This is a genomic window from Bradyrhizobium sp. AUGA SZCCT0169 (assembly GCF_018130085.1).
GTDB lineage: Bacteria > Pseudomonadota > Alphaproteobacteria > Rhizobiales > Xanthobacteraceae > Bradyrhizobium.
In genome coordinates this window covers 1-15,060 of sequence record NZ_JAFCMC010000065.1, presented here as the reverse complement: position 1 = coordinate 15,060, position 15,060 = coordinate 1, and the positions used below count along the sequence as shown (strand labels likewise).

Annotated in this window: 13 protein-coding genes; 8 read left to right on the top strand and 5 right to left on the bottom strand. The window is 64.1% G+C overall.

Going from position 1 to position 15,060, the window contains the following annotated elements; translation table 11 throughout:
- Positions 1-783: 783 nt before the first annotated feature.
- The 4 genes from JQ609_RS34525 to JQ609_RS34510 all read left to right on the top strand — a co-directional run bounded on the left by JQ609_RS34525 (position 784) and on the right by JQ609_RS34510 (position 4,331).
- A complete protein-coding gene (locus JQ609_RS34525; protein ID WP_249128772.1) occupies positions 784-1,410 on the top strand; it encodes an OmpA family protein in 627 nt (208 codons plus the stop codon).
- Positions 1,411-1,561: 151 nt separating this feature from the next.
- A complete protein-coding gene (locus JQ609_RS34520) occupies positions 1,562-2,485 on the top strand; it encodes an ABC transporter ATP-binding protein (RefSeq protein ID WP_212277085.1) in 924 nt (307 codons plus the stop codon).
- A complete protein-coding gene (locus JQ609_RS34515) occupies positions 2,482-3,243 on the top strand; it encodes an ABC transporter permease (protein ID WP_192738047.1) in 762 nt (253 codons plus the stop codon). Before JQ609_RS34520 ends, JQ609_RS34515 begins: the two co-directional genes overlap by 4 nt.
- A gap of 281 nt (positions 3,244-3,524) precedes the next feature.
- On the top strand, positions 3,525-4,331 hold the full coding sequence (locus JQ609_RS34510; RefSeq protein WP_212277083.1) for a L,D-transpeptidase: 807 nt from the start codon (positions 3,525-3,527) through the stop codon (positions 4,329-4,331).
- A gap of 1 nt (position 4,332) precedes the next feature.
- Here the strand turns inward: JQ609_RS34510 and JQ609_RS34505 are convergent, their stop codons facing one another.
- The 3 genes from JQ609_RS34505 to JQ609_RS34495 form a co-directional block, all read right to left on the bottom strand.
- Positions 4,333-4,803: a DUF6691 family protein gene (locus tag JQ609_RS34505; RefSeq protein ID WP_212277075.1), complete on the bottom strand. Its 471-nt coding sequence runs from the start codon at positions 4,801-4,803 to the stop codon at positions 4,333-4,335.
- A gap of 3 nt (positions 4,804-4,806) precedes the next feature.
- Positions 4,807-5,232 carry a YeeE/YedE family protein gene (locus JQ609_RS34500; RefSeq protein WP_212215193.1) on the bottom strand — a complete coding sequence of 142 codons (426 nt, stop codon included), beginning with the start codon at positions 5,230-5,232 and terminating at the stop codon, positions 4,807-4,809.
- Positions 5,233-5,293: 61 nt separating this feature from the next.
- Positions 5,294-7,579, bottom strand: coding sequence for a spermidine synthase (locus JQ609_RS34495; RefSeq protein WP_212277072.1), 2,286 nt, complete (start codon positions 7,577-7,579; stop codon positions 5,294-5,296).
- A gap of 174 nt (positions 7,580-7,753) precedes the next feature.
- Between JQ609_RS34495 and JQ609_RS34490 the strand changes: the two genes are divergently transcribed.
- Positions 7,754-9,355, top strand: coding sequence for an NAD(P)/FAD-dependent oxidoreductase (locus JQ609_RS34490; protein WP_212277070.1), 1,602 nt, complete (start codon positions 7,754-7,756; stop codon positions 9,353-9,355).
- Between the two features lie 40 nt (positions 9,356-9,395).
- Here JQ609_RS34490 and JQ609_RS34485 read toward each other — a convergent pair whose 3' ends face one another.
- Positions 9,396-9,560: a hypothetical protein gene (locus JQ609_RS34485; RefSeq protein ID WP_212277068.1), complete on the bottom strand. Its 165-nt coding sequence runs from the start codon at positions 9,558-9,560 to the stop codon at positions 9,396-9,398.
- 453 nt (positions 9,561-10,013) lie between these two features.
- Between JQ609_RS34485 and JQ609_RS34480 the strand changes: the two genes are divergently transcribed.
- Positions 10,014-10,904 (top strand): 50S ribosomal protein L11 methyltransferase, encoded by an 891-nt coding sequence (locus JQ609_RS34480; RefSeq protein WP_212215185.1) that lies wholly within the window; start codon positions 10,014-10,016, stop codon positions 10,902-10,904.
- Positions 10,905-10,968: 64 nt separating this feature from the next.
- Here the strand turns inward: JQ609_RS34480 and JQ609_RS34475 are convergent, their stop codons facing one another.
- Positions 10,969-11,154: a hypothetical protein gene (locus tag JQ609_RS34475; protein WP_212215184.1), complete on the bottom strand. Its 186-nt coding sequence runs from the start codon at positions 11,152-11,154 to the stop codon at positions 10,969-10,971.
- A gap of 182 nt (positions 11,155-11,336) precedes the next feature.
- Here JQ609_RS34475 and JQ609_RS34470 point away from each other — a divergent pair, with 182 nt between their 5' ends.
- Positions 11,337-13,172, top strand: coding sequence for an aminopeptidase P family protein (locus JQ609_RS34470; RefSeq protein WP_212215183.1), 1,836 nt, complete (start codon positions 11,337-11,339; stop codon positions 13,170-13,172).
- A gap of 245 nt (positions 13,173-13,417) precedes the next feature.
- The gene (locus JQ609_RS34465) at positions 13,418-14,650 is read left to right on the top strand and encodes a multidrug effflux MFS transporter (RefSeq protein ID WP_212215182.1); all 1,233 of its coding nucleotides are present in this window, start codon (positions 13,418-13,420) and stop codon (positions 14,648-14,650) included.
- The last annotated feature ends 410 nt before the right edge of the window (positions 14,651-15,060 follow it).

Sequence of the window (15,060 nt, the reverse complement as noted above, 5' to 3'; positions counted from 1 at the left end):
GAGCACGGCATAAGCCGTAAAGCCATTGCGCAGGGAATGTCGGAGTGCCTCCGCTGCCCTGTATGCTCGTGTGCAGCTTTCTTTGCACTATTCGCACACGAGACCGCGGGTGCAGCGCGCACCCGGCATTCCCTGCGCCCTCTGATTGCTCGGAGGGTCCAACGGACGCAAACCTCGGGCGTATCACGCCGCGAGAATGCGGATTCACATCCTCTCGCTGTCCAACATATGAGACCGAATCACAGAGACACAGAGACCCCGGGCCGGTCGGGCTCGACCTCCCGGCCCCATATTCCAGCCAGGGACCACGCCGGGCCGAATTGCCGAGCGAAGGAAGAGACGATGGTCAAAGGACAACATGACAGAACGGCATTCCATTCGCCCAAGCCCTTGACCAACGGCGGATTCATCGGTTGAGATGCAGCCATGTTCCGGGGCAAATCCATCCTGCTGATCCTTGCGCTCACGGCGCCGTCGCTGGCGTCGGCGCAGACCATCAGCTTTGGCGAAGGGGCCGCCATCCTCGGCAAGAGCTGCGCCCCCGACATCACCGCCAATTGCCGCGGCGTCAATATCGACTCCACCCGCCTGAAGGAGTGCCTCTACCGCAACCAGGACGTGATGTCGGCGGCGTGCAAGACCGATTATCCCCGGGCGTTCGATGCGATCCAGAAACGCATTGCGGCGCGCGCCACCGTCGGGCGGGAATGCGAGTTCGAAGTCGTCAAGAAGTGCGGCGGCAAGGGACGCGAGGTCTTCAAGTCCCTTGATTGCCTGCTGGCGTTGCCGACCGTGAGCGCGCGATGCACCAAGTCCATCGCCGATGTCGGATACCGGGCGCAGGACGACGTCGCGACCAGGCTCAGCGGGCTGGAAACACCGCTGGAGCTGGATATCCCCGCGCTGCGCCAGCTGGTCCTCGAGCGCTCGAAACTAAGGGGCAAGAACGAGCCGCCGCCGAACAAAAGGCCGCCGATCGCGCCCGAACTGAACAAGCTGCCGAGCTTCAATGTCGACATCCAGTTCGACACCGACACCCCGATCGTGCGGCCGGAATCCTATCAGACCATCGGGCGGCTGGCCGATACGCTGGTCAATTCCGCACTGCTGAACTACACGTTCCTGATCGTCGGCCATGTCGAATCGACCGGCCGGCGCGACCACAACGTCTTCCTCAGCCAGCGCCGCGCCGACGCGGTCCGCGATATCCTGGTCAACACCTTCAAGATCTCGGCGAAGCGGCTGCAGTCGGTCGGACTGGGTGAGGAACAGCTGCTTGATCCCGCCCGTCCCAACGGACCCGTCAATGCGCAGACCCAGATCATGACACTGGCGAAAGTGCCCGAGCAGGCCGAGCCGGCGGCGGCAAAAGGCGCGGCTACGAAAAAGCCGGCCAAGAAAAAGCAATAGAGAAAAAGCACCAGCAAGAGATAATAATTCTATTCGCCGATTGCGAAACGAACAGCGCATTCCTATCTGAAAGTTCCCGCTGCCCCCGCCCGCACTAACGCGGCCGCAGCGCCGTGCCACAATTTCAGATCAGACTGCGACCATGCTCTCCATGTCCCCGATCATTTCCGTCGCCAACCTGTCCAAGACCTATGGTTCGGGCTTCAAGGCGCTGAACGGCATCAATCTGGATATCCGCCGCGGCGAGATTTTTGCGCTGCTGGGACCGAACGGCGCCGGCAAGACCACGCTGATATCAATCATCTGCGGCATCGCGAATTTGAGCGAAGGCCGCGTCACTGTCGACGGCCACGACATCAACAAGGATTACCGCGCCGCCCGCTCGCTGATCGGGCTGGTGCCGCAGGAACTGCACACCGACTCCTTTGAAACGGTGTGGGCAACCGTGAGTTTCAGCCGCGGCCTGTTCGGCAAGCCGAAGAATCCGGCCCATATCGAAAAGGTGCTCAAGGACCTGTCGCTGTGGGACAAGAAGGACGCAAAGATCATCACGCTTTCCGGCGGCATGAAGCGCCGCGTGATGATTGCGAAGGCGCTGTCGCACGAGCCGCAGATCCTGTTCCTGGACGAGCCGACCGCGGGTGTCGACGTCGAACTGCGCAAGGGCATGTGGGAAGTGGTGCGCACCCTGCAGGCCTCCGGCGTCACCATCATCCTGACCACGCATTACATCGAAGAGGCCGAGGAGATGGCCGACCGCATCGGCGTCATCAACAAGGGCGAGATCATCCTGGTCGAGGACAAGGCCGGGCTGATGCAAAAACTCGGCAAGAAGCATCTCAAGCTGTATCTGCAGAGCAAGGTCGATGCGATCCCGCCAGCGCTGGCCGCCTACAATCTCGAACTGTCCGAGGACGGCCGCGAGATCACCTATGATTACGACACCAAGGGCGACCGCACCGGCATCACCAGTCTCTTGAGCGACCTCCGCAACGCCGGCATCCGCATCTCCGACCTCGACACCACGCAATCGTCGCTCGAAGACATCTTCGTCAGCCTGGTGAGGGCACCATGAACTGGCGCGCCGTTCAAGCCATCTACCTGTTCGAAATGGCGCGCACCTGGCGCACGCTGCTGCAGAGCATCGTCTCGCCGGTCGTTTCCACCTCGCTGTATTTCGTGGTGTTCGGCGCCGCGATCGGCTCGCGCATCACCGAGGTCGACGGCGTCAGCTACGGCACCTTCATCGTGCCGGGGCTGGTGATGCTGTCGGTCCTGACGCAGAGCATCGCGAACGCCTCGTTCGGCATCTACTTCCCGAAATTCGTCGGCACGATCTATGAATTGCTGTCGGCGCCGGTGTCGTATTTCGAGATCGTGCTGGGCTATGTCGGCGCCGCCGCCACCAAATCGATCATCCTCGGGCTGATCATCCTCGCCACCGCCGCCTTGTTCGTGCCGCTGCACATCATGCATCCCTGGTGGATGCTGACCTTCCTGGTGCTGACCGCGGTGACCTTCAGCCTGTTCGGCTTCATCATCGGCATCTGGGCCGACGGTTTCGAAAAACTGCAGATGATCCCGATGCTGGTGGTGACGCCGCTGACCTTCCTCGGCGGCAGCTTCTATTCGGTGAGCATGCTGCCATCGGGCTGGCGCACCATCACGCTGCTCAATCCGGTGGTCTATCTGATCTCGGGCTTCCGCTGGAGCTTTTACGAAATCGCCGACGTCAGCGTCGCCCTGAGCCTCGGCATGACGCTCGGCTTCCTCGCGGTGTGCATGGTGATGGTGTGGTGGATCTTCAGGACGGGGTACCGGTTGAAGAATTGACCCGCGAAAGCGGGTCATCCCCGGGCGCGCTTAGCGCGAACCGGGGATCTCGAGATCCTGGGCTCGCCTCTTCGAGCCCGCCTGCTCGCGAAAAAGTCAACCCTATCAGCCGGATTCAGCCCCCTCTCCGCCTTGTTTGCGCCGTGGGGCGCATTAACGATGGGTCCGCAGGCCGCTGGAACGGCGACCGGATTCCGGGCATATTGGATGCTGGGGGACGGAGAGCTGCGGCGCCTGCATTCATGGCGCTTTGGTGAAACGGCCTGGAGGCCAAAGGTAAAATGCGTTCCTTCCTCGTTGCCGCTACCTGCCTGGTGCTGTTCATGGCCAGCACCGCGCAGGCCAAAGTCGCCATCACCGTCGACAAGGATAGCCAGCAGATGACCGTCGCCGTCGACGGCGTCGAGCGCTATCGCTGGCCGGTGTCGAGCGGCCTTCCCTCGTATGAAACGCCGAACGGCAGCTTCCGCGCCTTCCGCATGGAAGCGGATCACTATTCCAAGGAATTCGACGAGGCGCCGATGCCGCATTCGATCTTCTTCACGAAGGTCGGCCACGCCATTCACGGCACCGATTCCGTCAACCGGCTCGGCTCCCCGGCGTCGCACGGCTGCGTGCGGCTGTCGCGCGACAACGCCGCGAAGCTCTATGCGCTGGTGCAGGAGCAAGGCGTGCTCAACACCACGGTGACGCTGACCGGCTCATCCCAGGTGGCATTGGCGCGCAATCCGCGGCCGCGCACCAACGCCGTCGCACGCCGTGCTCCGGCGCAGCAATATGAGCAGCAAAGCAACGCCGCCGGTGATCCCGTCGTGATCACGCCGCAGCCCGGCATGGCGCCGCAGGCTGGAATGGCGCCGCAGGGTCGCGCGGACGACGGCTATATCTATCCGGCCGATGGCAGTTCCAGCGAGGCGCGTTATCCGGCGCCGCGCGACCGCCGCCTCTACGGCGCCCAGGTCTATCCGCAGCCGCAGCAGCAATATTATGACAACCGCGGCTACGCGCCGGCGCCGCAGGGCTATTACTACCAGCAGCAGCCGCAACCCTATTACCAGCGGCGCGGGCTGTTCACCTACCAGGATTGATTTAGCCGTCCGCGGCACGGACAACGGGTGCGTCGCGGGGAACGATTGGCCGCGACGCCGGCCATTTGTCGTGCAGAATCATCCCGCCGGCCATAGCCACGACGAACACAACCACGCCCGGCGACAGCGTCGCCAGGCTCTCCAGCGCCGGCCCTGGGCACAATCCGACGAGACCCCACCCTACGCCGAACAGTCCTGCTCCCAGCACCAGCGGCGCATCGATCTCCGATTTGTCCGGCAGGAAATACTGCCCGGCCAGCACCGGCCGCGCGCGCTGCCTTGTCAGCATGAAGCCGGGAGTGGCGACAGCCAATGCCGCCGCCATCACCACGGCCAGGCTTGGATCCCACGCGCCAAAGATATCGAGGAAGGCGAGCACTTTGGTCGGCTGCACCATTCCCGAGACGAGCAAGCCGGCTCCGAAGATCAGACCACACAACAACGGCGCGATGATCCGCGATATGATTTCCATGGCTCAGCCTCCCAGCACGTGGCGGGTGACGGCGACGGTGATCACCGCTGTCACCATGAAGACGATGGTCGCCGCGATCGAGCGCACCGACAGCCGTCCGATGCCGCAAATGCCGTGTCCGGAAGTGCAGCCGCCGCCGAGCCGCGCGCCGAAGCCGACCAATAATCCCGCCACCACGATGACGGCCCAGTTGGCCGGCAGCTTGGGCGGCGCCATGCCGTAGCCGATCCATCCGGCAATGACGGGAATCAGCATCAGCCCCGCGATGAAGGCAATCCGCCAGGCCTTGTCCTCGCTGCGAAAATTCAGGAGCCCCGCGAAGATGCCGCTGACGCCCGCGATCCGCCCGGTCAGCAACATCATCAGCACGGCGGAAAAGCCTATCAGGGCCCCGCCGATCGCAGCCGACACCGGAGTGAAATTGGCCATGACGAAATTCCGTTCGTTTGGAAAGCGCGCCGAATCATAAACCCGCAACGAATTATCGCACCTATTGGTCGCCGTCGCGCATCCGGCGCCAAACGGCCCCCAGCACGTTGGAGTAATCGTCGGTCCAGACCCGCTGATGGTCTTCGGCTTCGGTCTCGGCCCACTTGTCCGACGAGGCGAGCGCGCCAACATCCGCCTCGTGCCGCGCCGACACCACCACCGAGGTCGAGAAGATGTATTCAGCGTCGCGGCCGGAATCCTCGCTGTAGACCCAGCTCTTCAGGTCGTTGGCATCCGCAATGCCGACGACGACACTGGACAGCTCGAGATGCCGGTTGGAGACGTGCATCGCGACCACACCCTGCGGCGCGAGCTTTTCCTTGTAGATCTCCATCGCCTCTTCGGTCGCCAGATGAATCGGGATCGCATCCGACGAATAGGCATCGACGATGATCAGGTCGTAGACACCGTTCGGCTCGCGCGCGAAGGTCAGCCGCGCATCGCCGATCACCGGCTTCAGGTCCGGCTCGCACTTGCTGATATAGGTGAAATATTTCGGATCGCGTGCGGTATCGACCATCGTCTGGTCGATCTCGAAGAACTTCCAGTCCTCGCCTGGCAACGAGGCGCAGGTCAGCGTGCCGGAGCCAAGCCCGATCACCGCAACCCGCAGCGCCGCTCCTTTCCGCTCGCGCACCGCCGTGATCGCCTGCCCGATGCCGCCATCCTTGTGGTAATAGGTGATCGGCTCGGGCCGGCCGGTTACCGGCGTGCCATCATCGTTCTTGAATTTTTCGGCGCCATGGATCGTGGTGCCATGCATCAGCACATGATACTGGCCGTTCGACGTCACCACGATCTTGTGGACGCCGAAGAAGCTGCGCACGGTTTCCACCCGGCCGTCGTCGGATGGGTAAGCGCGCAGCAGCACCAGCGCCACCACCACGGTGGCAAAGATCTTCCAGCGGCTGGCGTTGAGGCCAAGTGCCAGCAGGGCGGAAAGGACTCCGACCGCGCCGATCATCCAGACCCGGCGCTCGTCGAGCCAGTGCATGACCGTGCCAGGCGACCAGGTCGGCGCGATCAGCGCTACCGCCAGCGCCGCAAGGAGCGGCCAGTACCAATTGCTCCAGCGCGGCAACCGTTCGTTGCCCGTCGGCCGGCACAATGCCGCCAGCGCCAGCAGGATCGGGTATTCGGCGATCCAGGAAAAGGTGAAGGGCGCGATCAGGCCTGCGAAGAGACCGCCGACCATGCCGCCGAACGACAGCGCGACATAAAAGCCGGTGAGATATTTGGCGGCCGGGCGCGTCCGCGCCAGTTCACCATGGCAGGCCATCGCGATGACGAAGAAACACAATTGGTGCCCGCCGAGCGTCAGCAGCAAATTCTGCTCACCGCCAAAGGCGAGCAGCACGACGACGCCGGCGATCGCCAAGGGCTGCGCCAGCAACATCCATTTGTGCGGCAGCAGCGGCCGCGACTGAAACACCAGCACCCAGGTCAGCAGATACAGCGACAACGGCAGCACCCATAGCAGGGGCGCGGCGGCGACGTCGGTCGAAATATGCGCGGTCACCGCGATCAGCAGGCCGGAGGGTACGGCAGCGAGGAATATCCAGCGGGCCCGCAGGATCCACGACGGCGCCGGCACATTAATGTCGTCGGCGGGCATGTTGAGTTCGGCCGCTTTCGCCGGCGAGCGCAGCAGCATGATGCCGCAGCTTGCGATCAGCACGATCAGCAGGCCATACCCGCCGGTCCAGATCAGGTTTTGCGTGCGCAGCGTGAACATCGGCTCCAGCAGCACCGGATAGGACAACAGCGCCAGGAAACTGCCGATGTTCGAGGACGCATAAAGAAAGTAAGGATCCGGCCCGCTGGGATGGCCGGTGCGGACGAACCAGGCCTGCAGCAGCGGGTTGTTGGCGGCGAGAGCAAAGAACGGCAGCCCGATCGACACCGCAAACAGACCCAGTAGCCAGACCGCATAGCCCGAACTCGGCGGCTCGCCCCAGCCGCTCGAGATCGAGAGCGGCAGCGTCAGCATGGCAACGACCAGCAGCACCAGATGCACGGCCACAGGGACGGCGCGGTTGCGGAGCTGCATCAGGAAATGCGCATAGGCATAGCCGCCGAGCAGCAGCGACTGAAAGAACACCATCGCCACCGACCACACCGCCGGCGAGCCGCCGAGCCGCGGCAGCACCATCTTGGTAAACAGCGGCTGCACCGAGAACAGCAGCAGCGCGCTGACGAAGATCGCCGCGGTGTAGACCACCAGAACCATCCGGTTCCGGGAATCGGACGACAGGTCCGTGGCGGCGGACGGTTCAGAAAGGCTCATGAGAGCTCCGGCATGGACCCGGCGGGCGCCGGAGGGCGGAATTCCGGCATGGAAGCGCCAGAGACGTTTAATGGAGCATATGGCAACAAGGCTAGCAAGGAACCGCAAAATGGTGGATTGAGGGGACATGGGCGACGCAACGGCCCGGCTTAATCAAACTTTCTTGAAGCGCACATGAACGAAACGGACGTCGTCATCATCGGTGCGGGGCATAACGGCCTCACCTGCGCGGCCTATCTCGCGATGGCCGGCCTGCGCGTGAAGCTGGTCGAGCGCCGCAAAGTGGTCGGCGGCGCCGCCGTGACCGAGGAATTCCACCCGGGATTCCGCAATTCGGTGGCAGCCTATACCGTCAGCCTGCTCAACCCGCAGATCATCACCGATTTGAAGCTGGCCGAGCACGGCCTGCGCATCGTTGAACGCCGCGCGCAGAATTTCCTGCCCGCGCCCGATGGCAGCTATCTGCTCACCGGCGAAGGCCGCACCCGGGATTCGGTGACCAGATTGGGCCCGCGCGACGCCGATCGCTTCGATGCGTTCGGCCGCGAACTGGAAGGCATTGCGGATGTATTGCGGCAACTGGTGCTGCGCGCCCCGCCGAACATCGTCGAAGGCTTCAGCCTCGGCGCGATCCGCGAGACTTTCAACGCGCTCGGCACCGCAAGCATCCTGAAAAAGCTGTCGCTCGAACAGCAGCGCAGCCTGCTCGATCTGTTCACGCGCTCGGCCGGCGAGATGCTGGACGAGCGATTCGAGAGCGACCTGGTGAAAGCGCTGTTCGGCTTCGACGCCATCGTCGGCAACTACGCCAGCCCGTATGCGGCAGGCTCCGCCTATGTGATGCTGCACCATGCGTTCGGCGAGGTGAACGGCAAGAAGGGCGTGTGGGGCCACGCCATCGGCGGCATGGGCGCGATCACGCAGGCGATGGCGCGCGCGGCGCGCGGCCATGGCGCCGACATCGAACTCGATGCCGGCGTGCGCGAAGTGATCGTCGAAGGCGGCCGCGCGGTTGGTGTCGTCCTCGACAATGGCGAGACCGTGCGCGCGAAATACGTCGTCTCCGGCGTCAATCCGAAATTGCTCTACACGCGCCTCGTGCCACGAGAAGCGCTGGCGCCGGAATTCCTCGATCGCATCACCCACTGGCGCAACGGCTCCGGCACCTTCCGGATGAATGTGGCGCTGAGCGCCCTGCCCTCGTTCACGGCGCTGCCGGGCGAAGGCGATCATCTCACGGCCGGGATCATCCTCGCCCCCAGTCTCGATTACATGGATCGCGCCTGGCACGACGCCCGCGAGCGCGGCTGGAGCCGCGAGCCGGTGGTTGAGCTGCTGATCCCCTCGACGCTCGATGATTCGCTCTGCCCGCCCGGCCAGCATGTCGCGAGCCTGTTCTGCCAGCACGTCGCGCCGCAATTGCCGGACGGAACGTCGTGGGATGACCACGCGGAGGAAGTGGCCGACCTGATGATTGCGACGGTGGACAAATATGCGCCGGGCTTTGCGGCAAGTGTCGTCGGCCGGCAGGTGCTGTCGCCGCTCGATCTGGAGCGCCAGTTCGGTCTGCTCGGCGGCGACATCTTTCACGGCGCGCTGACGCTGAACCAGTTGTTCTCGGCGCGGCCGATGCTGGGCCATGCCGATTACCGCGGGCCGCTGAAGGGCCTCTACCATTGCGGCTCGGGCGCCCATCCCGGCGGCGGCGTCACCGGCGCCCCCGGCCACAACGCCGCCAAGGTGATCCTGGGCGATCACCGCGCGCTGTTTGGGTGAGGGGCGCAACACCGCTGCCGGTGCCGCGCCTGCTCAATGGTTAGATGGCGTCGTAGGCTTCGGTCGGAAGCACCCGCGCGATCTGCATCATCGCCAGCGGCGAGATCGTCTCCATCGCGGACTGATGGCGCTCCTCAGCCGACGGATAGCTGACGAAAGCGCACAACGCACACATGATTGCAATAACTGCCGTAATCTTGGTCATTTCAATTCCCCCTTGTTATATTTATTAACGGCACCGATCCTGGCATGCGCCGGTTTAACGCCCGGTTCCCGCATCGGCGCCGATCAGCAAACGCTGTGAATCGGCGGTGAATTGGCTAACAGGCCTTGAAAATTGCGATCGTTTCGCCGTGGACAAGGTGTGGAAAACCGTAGGACCACCGGTGGAGAAACCGGTGCATTGGCGGTTCAAACCGGCAGTGCTGGCCTGTGGAAGGCTCCTGTATGTTCCGGTGCATGACGTCGTGGAAAGGCGTTGCGTCAAGGGTCGATAAACTGCTGGAAATGGGGCTGGCTAGATCAGCCATGATTGGGGTACTTCAGAGCGGCTATGGAACCGAGCTCCGCCGGCCGCTGCCGGTGGCAGATTCTCCCGACCTTACGAACTGAAACTTCCTCAAGTTTGAGCTTTCCGCTGTTTTCTCGTGGTTCCCCAATGACCTCCACCCCTGCTACCTCCCGTGCGGCTTTCGCGGTCGGCACTGAGACCGCCGCCAAGCTGGTCGTCGATATACTTACCGAAATCTTTTTTGAGGGGCAGGCCGCCATCGCCGCGTTTGAGGGTCCGGGCGGCCGCTGGGATGTGACCGTGCATTTTGCCGTCGCGCCGGATCAGACGCTGGTGCGCCAGCTCGTGACCAACGCGGCCGGCGAGGCAGCCGCGAAAACCATCGTTTTCGACACGGTCGAGGCCAAGGACTGGGTCAAGGCCACGCTCGAGGACCTCGTTCCGGTCCCGGCCGGGCGTTTCGTCGTGCACGGCCACCACGACCGCGCGCGGGTGCCATCCAACAAGATCGGCATCGAGATCGAGGCGGCGCTGGCGTTCGGCACCGGCCACCACGGCACCACGCGGGGCTGCCTGCTGCTGCTCGATCATGTCCTCAAGGCGTACCGGCCGCGGCGCGTGCTCGACCTCGGCACCGGCACCGGGGTGCTGGCGATCGCGGCGGCCAGGGCGCTGCAGGAGAACGTGCTGGCCAGCGACATCGATCCGCTCTCGGTGCGGGTTGCGCAGGAGAACGCCCGGCTCAACGTGTCCGGGCATCTGGTGCAGGCGATCCCTGCCACCGGCTTCTCGGCGCCGCAATTCGCGCAGGCCGGCCCGTTCGATCTGGTGCTGGCGAACATCCTCGCCAATCCGTTGCGGCAATTGGCAACGCCGATGGCACGGCATCTGGCACCGTCGGCGCTGGTGATCCTGTCGGGACTGCTGACGCCCCAGGCGGCTTCGGTGATCGCGGCCTATCGTGCGCGCGGCCTGGTGCCGGTGCGTCATCTGCGCATCGAAGGCTGGAGCAGCCTGTTGCTGCGAAACGCGGGCTAGCAGCTCATTTAGTTTTGACGCGTTTTCTTCACGCGAACCGGTATCCACTTCGCTCGAAAACGCTCTATTCAGACGGCTTGTGGCGGGCGATGACGCCCTTTTCTTCTTCCTGCTTCTCACGTTTGACGCGCGCCAGCGCGAACCGGTCCAGCATCTGGACGATGACGCCGCGTTGCTTCTTGTTGGCGACCGGAGGGGCCGGGCCGCGGCGGACGGGCGGCGAGATCTTCTCAAACATAAAAGCAGGCATCGTGTATCCCCTCTTCGTTGAGATGAAACACTCCTGGATTTTCCCCTGGTAGCCTCACGTGAACGGCTTGCCCGGCAAACCGTTCCGTCCGATCTAACGCGGACATGGATATTGAAGCACAGATTATGCCAAATTATGGCTATGTTGTGCGGACCTGCACCCAACCCCTGAGTAACCCGGCGATGTTCGAAGCCCATTTCCAGACATTCGAAGAGCCCGAAAGCGGCATAGCCCTGACGGCACGGCTGGCCGCCTTCCGCGAGGAACTGGCGCGGCGCAAGCTGACGGGATTCGTGATTCCCCGCGCCGATCAGCAGCAAAATGAATATGTGCCGCCGTCGGAAGAGCGGCTGGCCTGGCTCACCGGCTTCACCGGGTCGGCCGGCATGGCCGCTGTCCTGACCAGGGAAGCCGCTGTTTTCGTCGATGGCCGCTACACGCTGCAGGCCGCCAAGCAGGTCGACCGCAAGGCCTGGCATATCGAGCCCTTGGCCGATCCGCCGCCGGAGCACTGGCTGGCCAGGCATCTTGCCGCCGGCGACCGCCTCGGTTTTGACCCCTGGCTGCACACGTCGGCGGCAGCCGAGCGGCTGGCGGCGGCCTGCGCCAAGGCCGGCGCGGAGCTGGTGGCGGTGGACAACAACCCGCTCCACGCGGTGTGGACCGAACGCCCCGCCCCGCCGCTCGGCCGGGTCACGATTCACGGCGCGCAATTTTCCGGCGAGATCGAAGCCGAGAAGCTCAAGCGCATCCGGCTGGAGATCGCAAAACTCGGCGTCGATGCGCTGGTGTTGTCGGATTCGCACGCGGTGGCCTGGACCTTCAACATCCGCGGCGCCGACGTCTCGCACACGCCGCTGCCGTTGTCCTACGCGCTGGTGCCGAAGGACGGCCGTCCCTCCATCTTCATCGACCACCGCAAGCTCTCGAACCTGACGCGCGACCATCTCGAACAATCCGCCGACGTCCGGGAGCCCGACGCGCTGACGCCGATGCTGACCGAACTCGCGCAAAAGGGCGCTGCAGTCGCCCTCGACAACGCCACCGCCGCCGATGCGTTGAGCCGCATGATCGCGGCCGCCGGCGGCAAGCCGGTGCGCGGCAACGATCCTGTCAGTCTCTTGAAGGCGGTGAAGAACATCACCGAGATCGAAGGCACCCGCACCGCGCATCAGCGCGACGCGGTGGCGATGACGCGGTTTCTGGCCTGGATCGACCGTGAGGCGCCGTCGGGCGCGCTGACCGAGATCGACACCGTCGAGGCGCTGGAGACCTTCCGCCGCCAGACCTGCGCCCTGAAAGACGTTTCCTTTCCGACCATCGCCGGCACCGGGCCGAACGGCGCCATCGTGCATTACCGCGTCACCCGCAAGAGCAACCGGCGGATTTCGTCCGGCGATCTCTTGCTGATCGATTCCGGCGCGCAATATGAAGACGGCACCACCGACGTCACCCGCACCATCGCGATCGGCGAGCCGACGGACGAAATGCGCGACCGCTTCACCCGCGTGCTGCGCGGCCACATCGCGATCGCGCGCGCGGTCTTCCCCGACGGCACCACCGGCGCCCAGCTCGACAGTTTCGCGCGGCAGTACCTCTGGCAGGCCGGCCTCGATTTCGAGCACGGCACCGGCCACGGCGTCGGCAGCTATCTGTCGGTGCATGAGGGCCCGGCGCGGATTTCCAAGCTTGGCACCACGCCGCTGAAGCGCGGCATGATCCTGTCCAACGAACCCGGCTACTACAAGACCGACGCTTACGGCATCCGGATCGAAAATCTCGAACTGGTCGTCGGCACCGACGTTGCCGGCGCCGAAAAGCCGATCAACGCGTTCGAGACGCTGACGCTGGCCCCGATCGACCGCCGCCTGATCGACGTGCACATGCTGAGCCCGACCGAACTGAAATGGCTGAACGACTACCACGAGCGCGTCAACCGCGAGGTGCGCCCGCACCTCGATGATAACGCGACCAAGCTGTGGCTGGACGACGCGACGGCAGCGCTGCTGCCTTTGTAGGCGTGATGCCCCAATCCCAGGCTGTCGTCCTCCGCGAAAGCGGGGGACCCAGTACGCCGCGGCTTATCCGCATATAACTCCGGCCTCTGGAATACTGGATCATCCGCTCCCCGTGCGCAATTGCGCACTCGGGCGGATGATGACAGCAGTGGCCTCCCGATCCCGGCATAGCCGCATGCCGAAACGGCCGTATTCGCCGGGAGCCATCCCGCTACAGTCCAATTCACACAACGGATCGGATCTGAATGCATGGCGTGATGGGCAAGCCGCCCGGTGCTGCTGGCGACACCGGCGGCGTCGCGACGTCGAAGATCATGCTGCTGATGCTCGTCGCGATGACGGGCGTCGCGCCGATCTCGCTGTACTTGCTGGTGCCGGCACTGCCCGTGCTGGCGACGACGTTCGGGCGCGATATTTCGATCGCGCAGATGACGGTGTCGCTGTTCATGGTCGGCATCGCCTGCTCGCAGATCATCATGGGGCCGCTGTCGGACCGCTTCGGGCGCCGCCCGGTGCTGCTGTGCGGGCTCGCCCTGATGGTCGCGGCGAGCGTGGGCTGTATCTTCGCCGAAACCCTGCCGCAACTGATCGCCGCACGTTTCTTGCAGGCGCTGGGCGGCGCCACCGGCATGGTGGTCAGCCGCGCCATTATCCGCGATCTCTACAGCCGCGAGCGCATCAGCTCCATGATCAGCCTCGTCATTGCGGTCATGATGATCGCGCAGATGCTGAGCCCCCTGACCGGCGGCCTCCTGGAAACCGCGTTCGGTTGGCGCGCGATCTTCTATCTGATTACCGCAGCATCGCTGACCATCACGGTGGTCATCGCGTTCATGCTGCCGGAAACCCGCGGCGAGCGCGCCGCCGACAGCAGCTTTCGCCGCGACATCGGCGGCCTGATCACGTCGCGGGCATTCATCGGCTACGCGCTGTGCCAGGTGCTGGCTTCGCAGATCATTTTTGCCTTCGCCGGCGGCGGGCCCTATGTCGTGGTCACCCAAATGGGCCGCACCAGCGCCGAATATGGCGCGTGGTTTGCGACCACCGGCTTCGCCTATCTGGTCGGCAATCTCTTCTGCGTGCGCTTTGCACCGCGCTATCAGCTGGAGAAGCTGATCTGGTTCGGGCTGGCGCTGCAGCTCGGCGGCAGCCTGCTCAATCTGGTGTGGAGTCTTGCAGGAGCCAACCAGGCGCCTTCCCTCCTGTTCGGCACCCAGATGATCGTGATGTTCGCCAACGCCTTCGTGATGTCGAACTCGGCGGCCGGCGCGCTCAGCGTCCGCCCCGAAGCCGCCGGCACCGCATCCGGCGCGATGGGATTTTTGCAGATGGGGATCGGCTCGCTGGTGTCGCAATTCGGCGCCTATCTCGGCGGCCATTCCGCCACGACGCTGCCACTCACCGCCGCGATCTTCGCGATTTCGATCGCCTGCGCCTCAACGATGATCTTCATCGTGCCGCGAAAGAAGGGGCCGTAAGCGCCTCCGCGTCATTTGCGAGCGAAGCGAAGCAATCCATGGAGCTCCTCGCAATGACACGGATGGTGTAGCTCCAATTGATCGTGTCATCCCCGCGCAGGCGGGGATCCAGTACGCCGCGGCCTATCGGTTCAATCATTGACGTCTCTGGAATACTGGGTCGCCCGGTCAAGCCGGGCGATGACAGCTGTGGTTGGAAAACACACCTTCGCATTCTCGCGACGCATTGCGCCCGAGCTTTGCTGGAACTTCCCGCCCACTCATGGAGAGGGCGCAGGGAAGACCGGGTGCGCGCTGCACCCGCGGTCCCGTGTGCGGTTTGCACAAAACAAGATGCACACGAGCATACAGGGCAGCGGTGAACACCCGGCCTTCCCTGCGCAATGGCTTTACGGCTTATGCCGTGATCT

Excerpts from the sequence above, each read along its gene's own strand:
- JQ609_RS34520 (WP_212277085.1), top strand. The coding sequence starts at position 1,562 with ATGTCCCCGATCATTTCCGTCGCCAACCTGTCCAAGACCTATGGTTCG.
- JQ609_RS34515 (WP_192738047.1), top strand. The coding sequence starts at position 2,482 with ATGAACTGGCGCGCCGTTCAAGCCATCTACCTGTTCGAAATGGCGCGC.
- JQ609_RS34510 (WP_212277083.1), top strand. The coding sequence starts at position 3,525 with ATGCGTTCCTTCCTCGTTGCCGCTACCTGCCTGGTGCTGTTCATGGCC.
- JQ609_RS34505 (WP_212277075.1), bottom strand. The coding sequence starts at position 4,803 with ATGGAAATCATATCGCGGATCATCGCGCCGTTGTTGTGTGGTCTGATC.
- JQ609_RS34500 (WP_212215193.1), bottom strand. The coding sequence starts at position 5,232 with ATGGCCAATTTCACTCCGGTGTCGGCTGCGATCGGCGGGGCCCTGATA.
- JQ609_RS34495 (WP_212277072.1), bottom strand. The coding sequence starts at position 7,579 with ATGAGCCTTTCTGAACCGTCCGCCGCCACGGACCTGTCGTCCGATTCC.
- JQ609_RS34490 (WP_212277070.1), top strand. The coding sequence starts at position 7,754 with ATGAACGAAACGGACGTCGTCATCATCGGTGCGGGGCATAACGGCCTC.
- JQ609_RS34485 (WP_212277068.1), bottom strand. The coding sequence starts at position 9,560 with ATGACCAAGATTACGGCAGTTATTGCAATCATGTGTGCGTTGTGCGCT.
- JQ609_RS34480 (WP_212215185.1), top strand. The coding sequence starts at position 10,014 with ATGACCTCCACCCCTGCTACCTCCCGTGCGGCTTTCGCGGTCGGCACT.
- JQ609_RS34475 (WP_212215184.1), bottom strand. The coding sequence starts at position 11,154 with ATGCCTGCTTTTATGTTTGAGAAGATCTCGCCGCCCGTCCGCCGCGGC.
- JQ609_RS34470 (WP_212215183.1), top strand. The coding sequence starts at position 11,337 with ATGTTCGAAGCCCATTTCCAGACATTCGAAGAGCCCGAAAGCGGCATA.
- JQ609_RS34465 (WP_212215182.1), top strand. The coding sequence starts at position 13,418 with ATGCATGGCGTGATGGGCAAGCCGCCCGGTGCTGCTGGCGACACCGGC.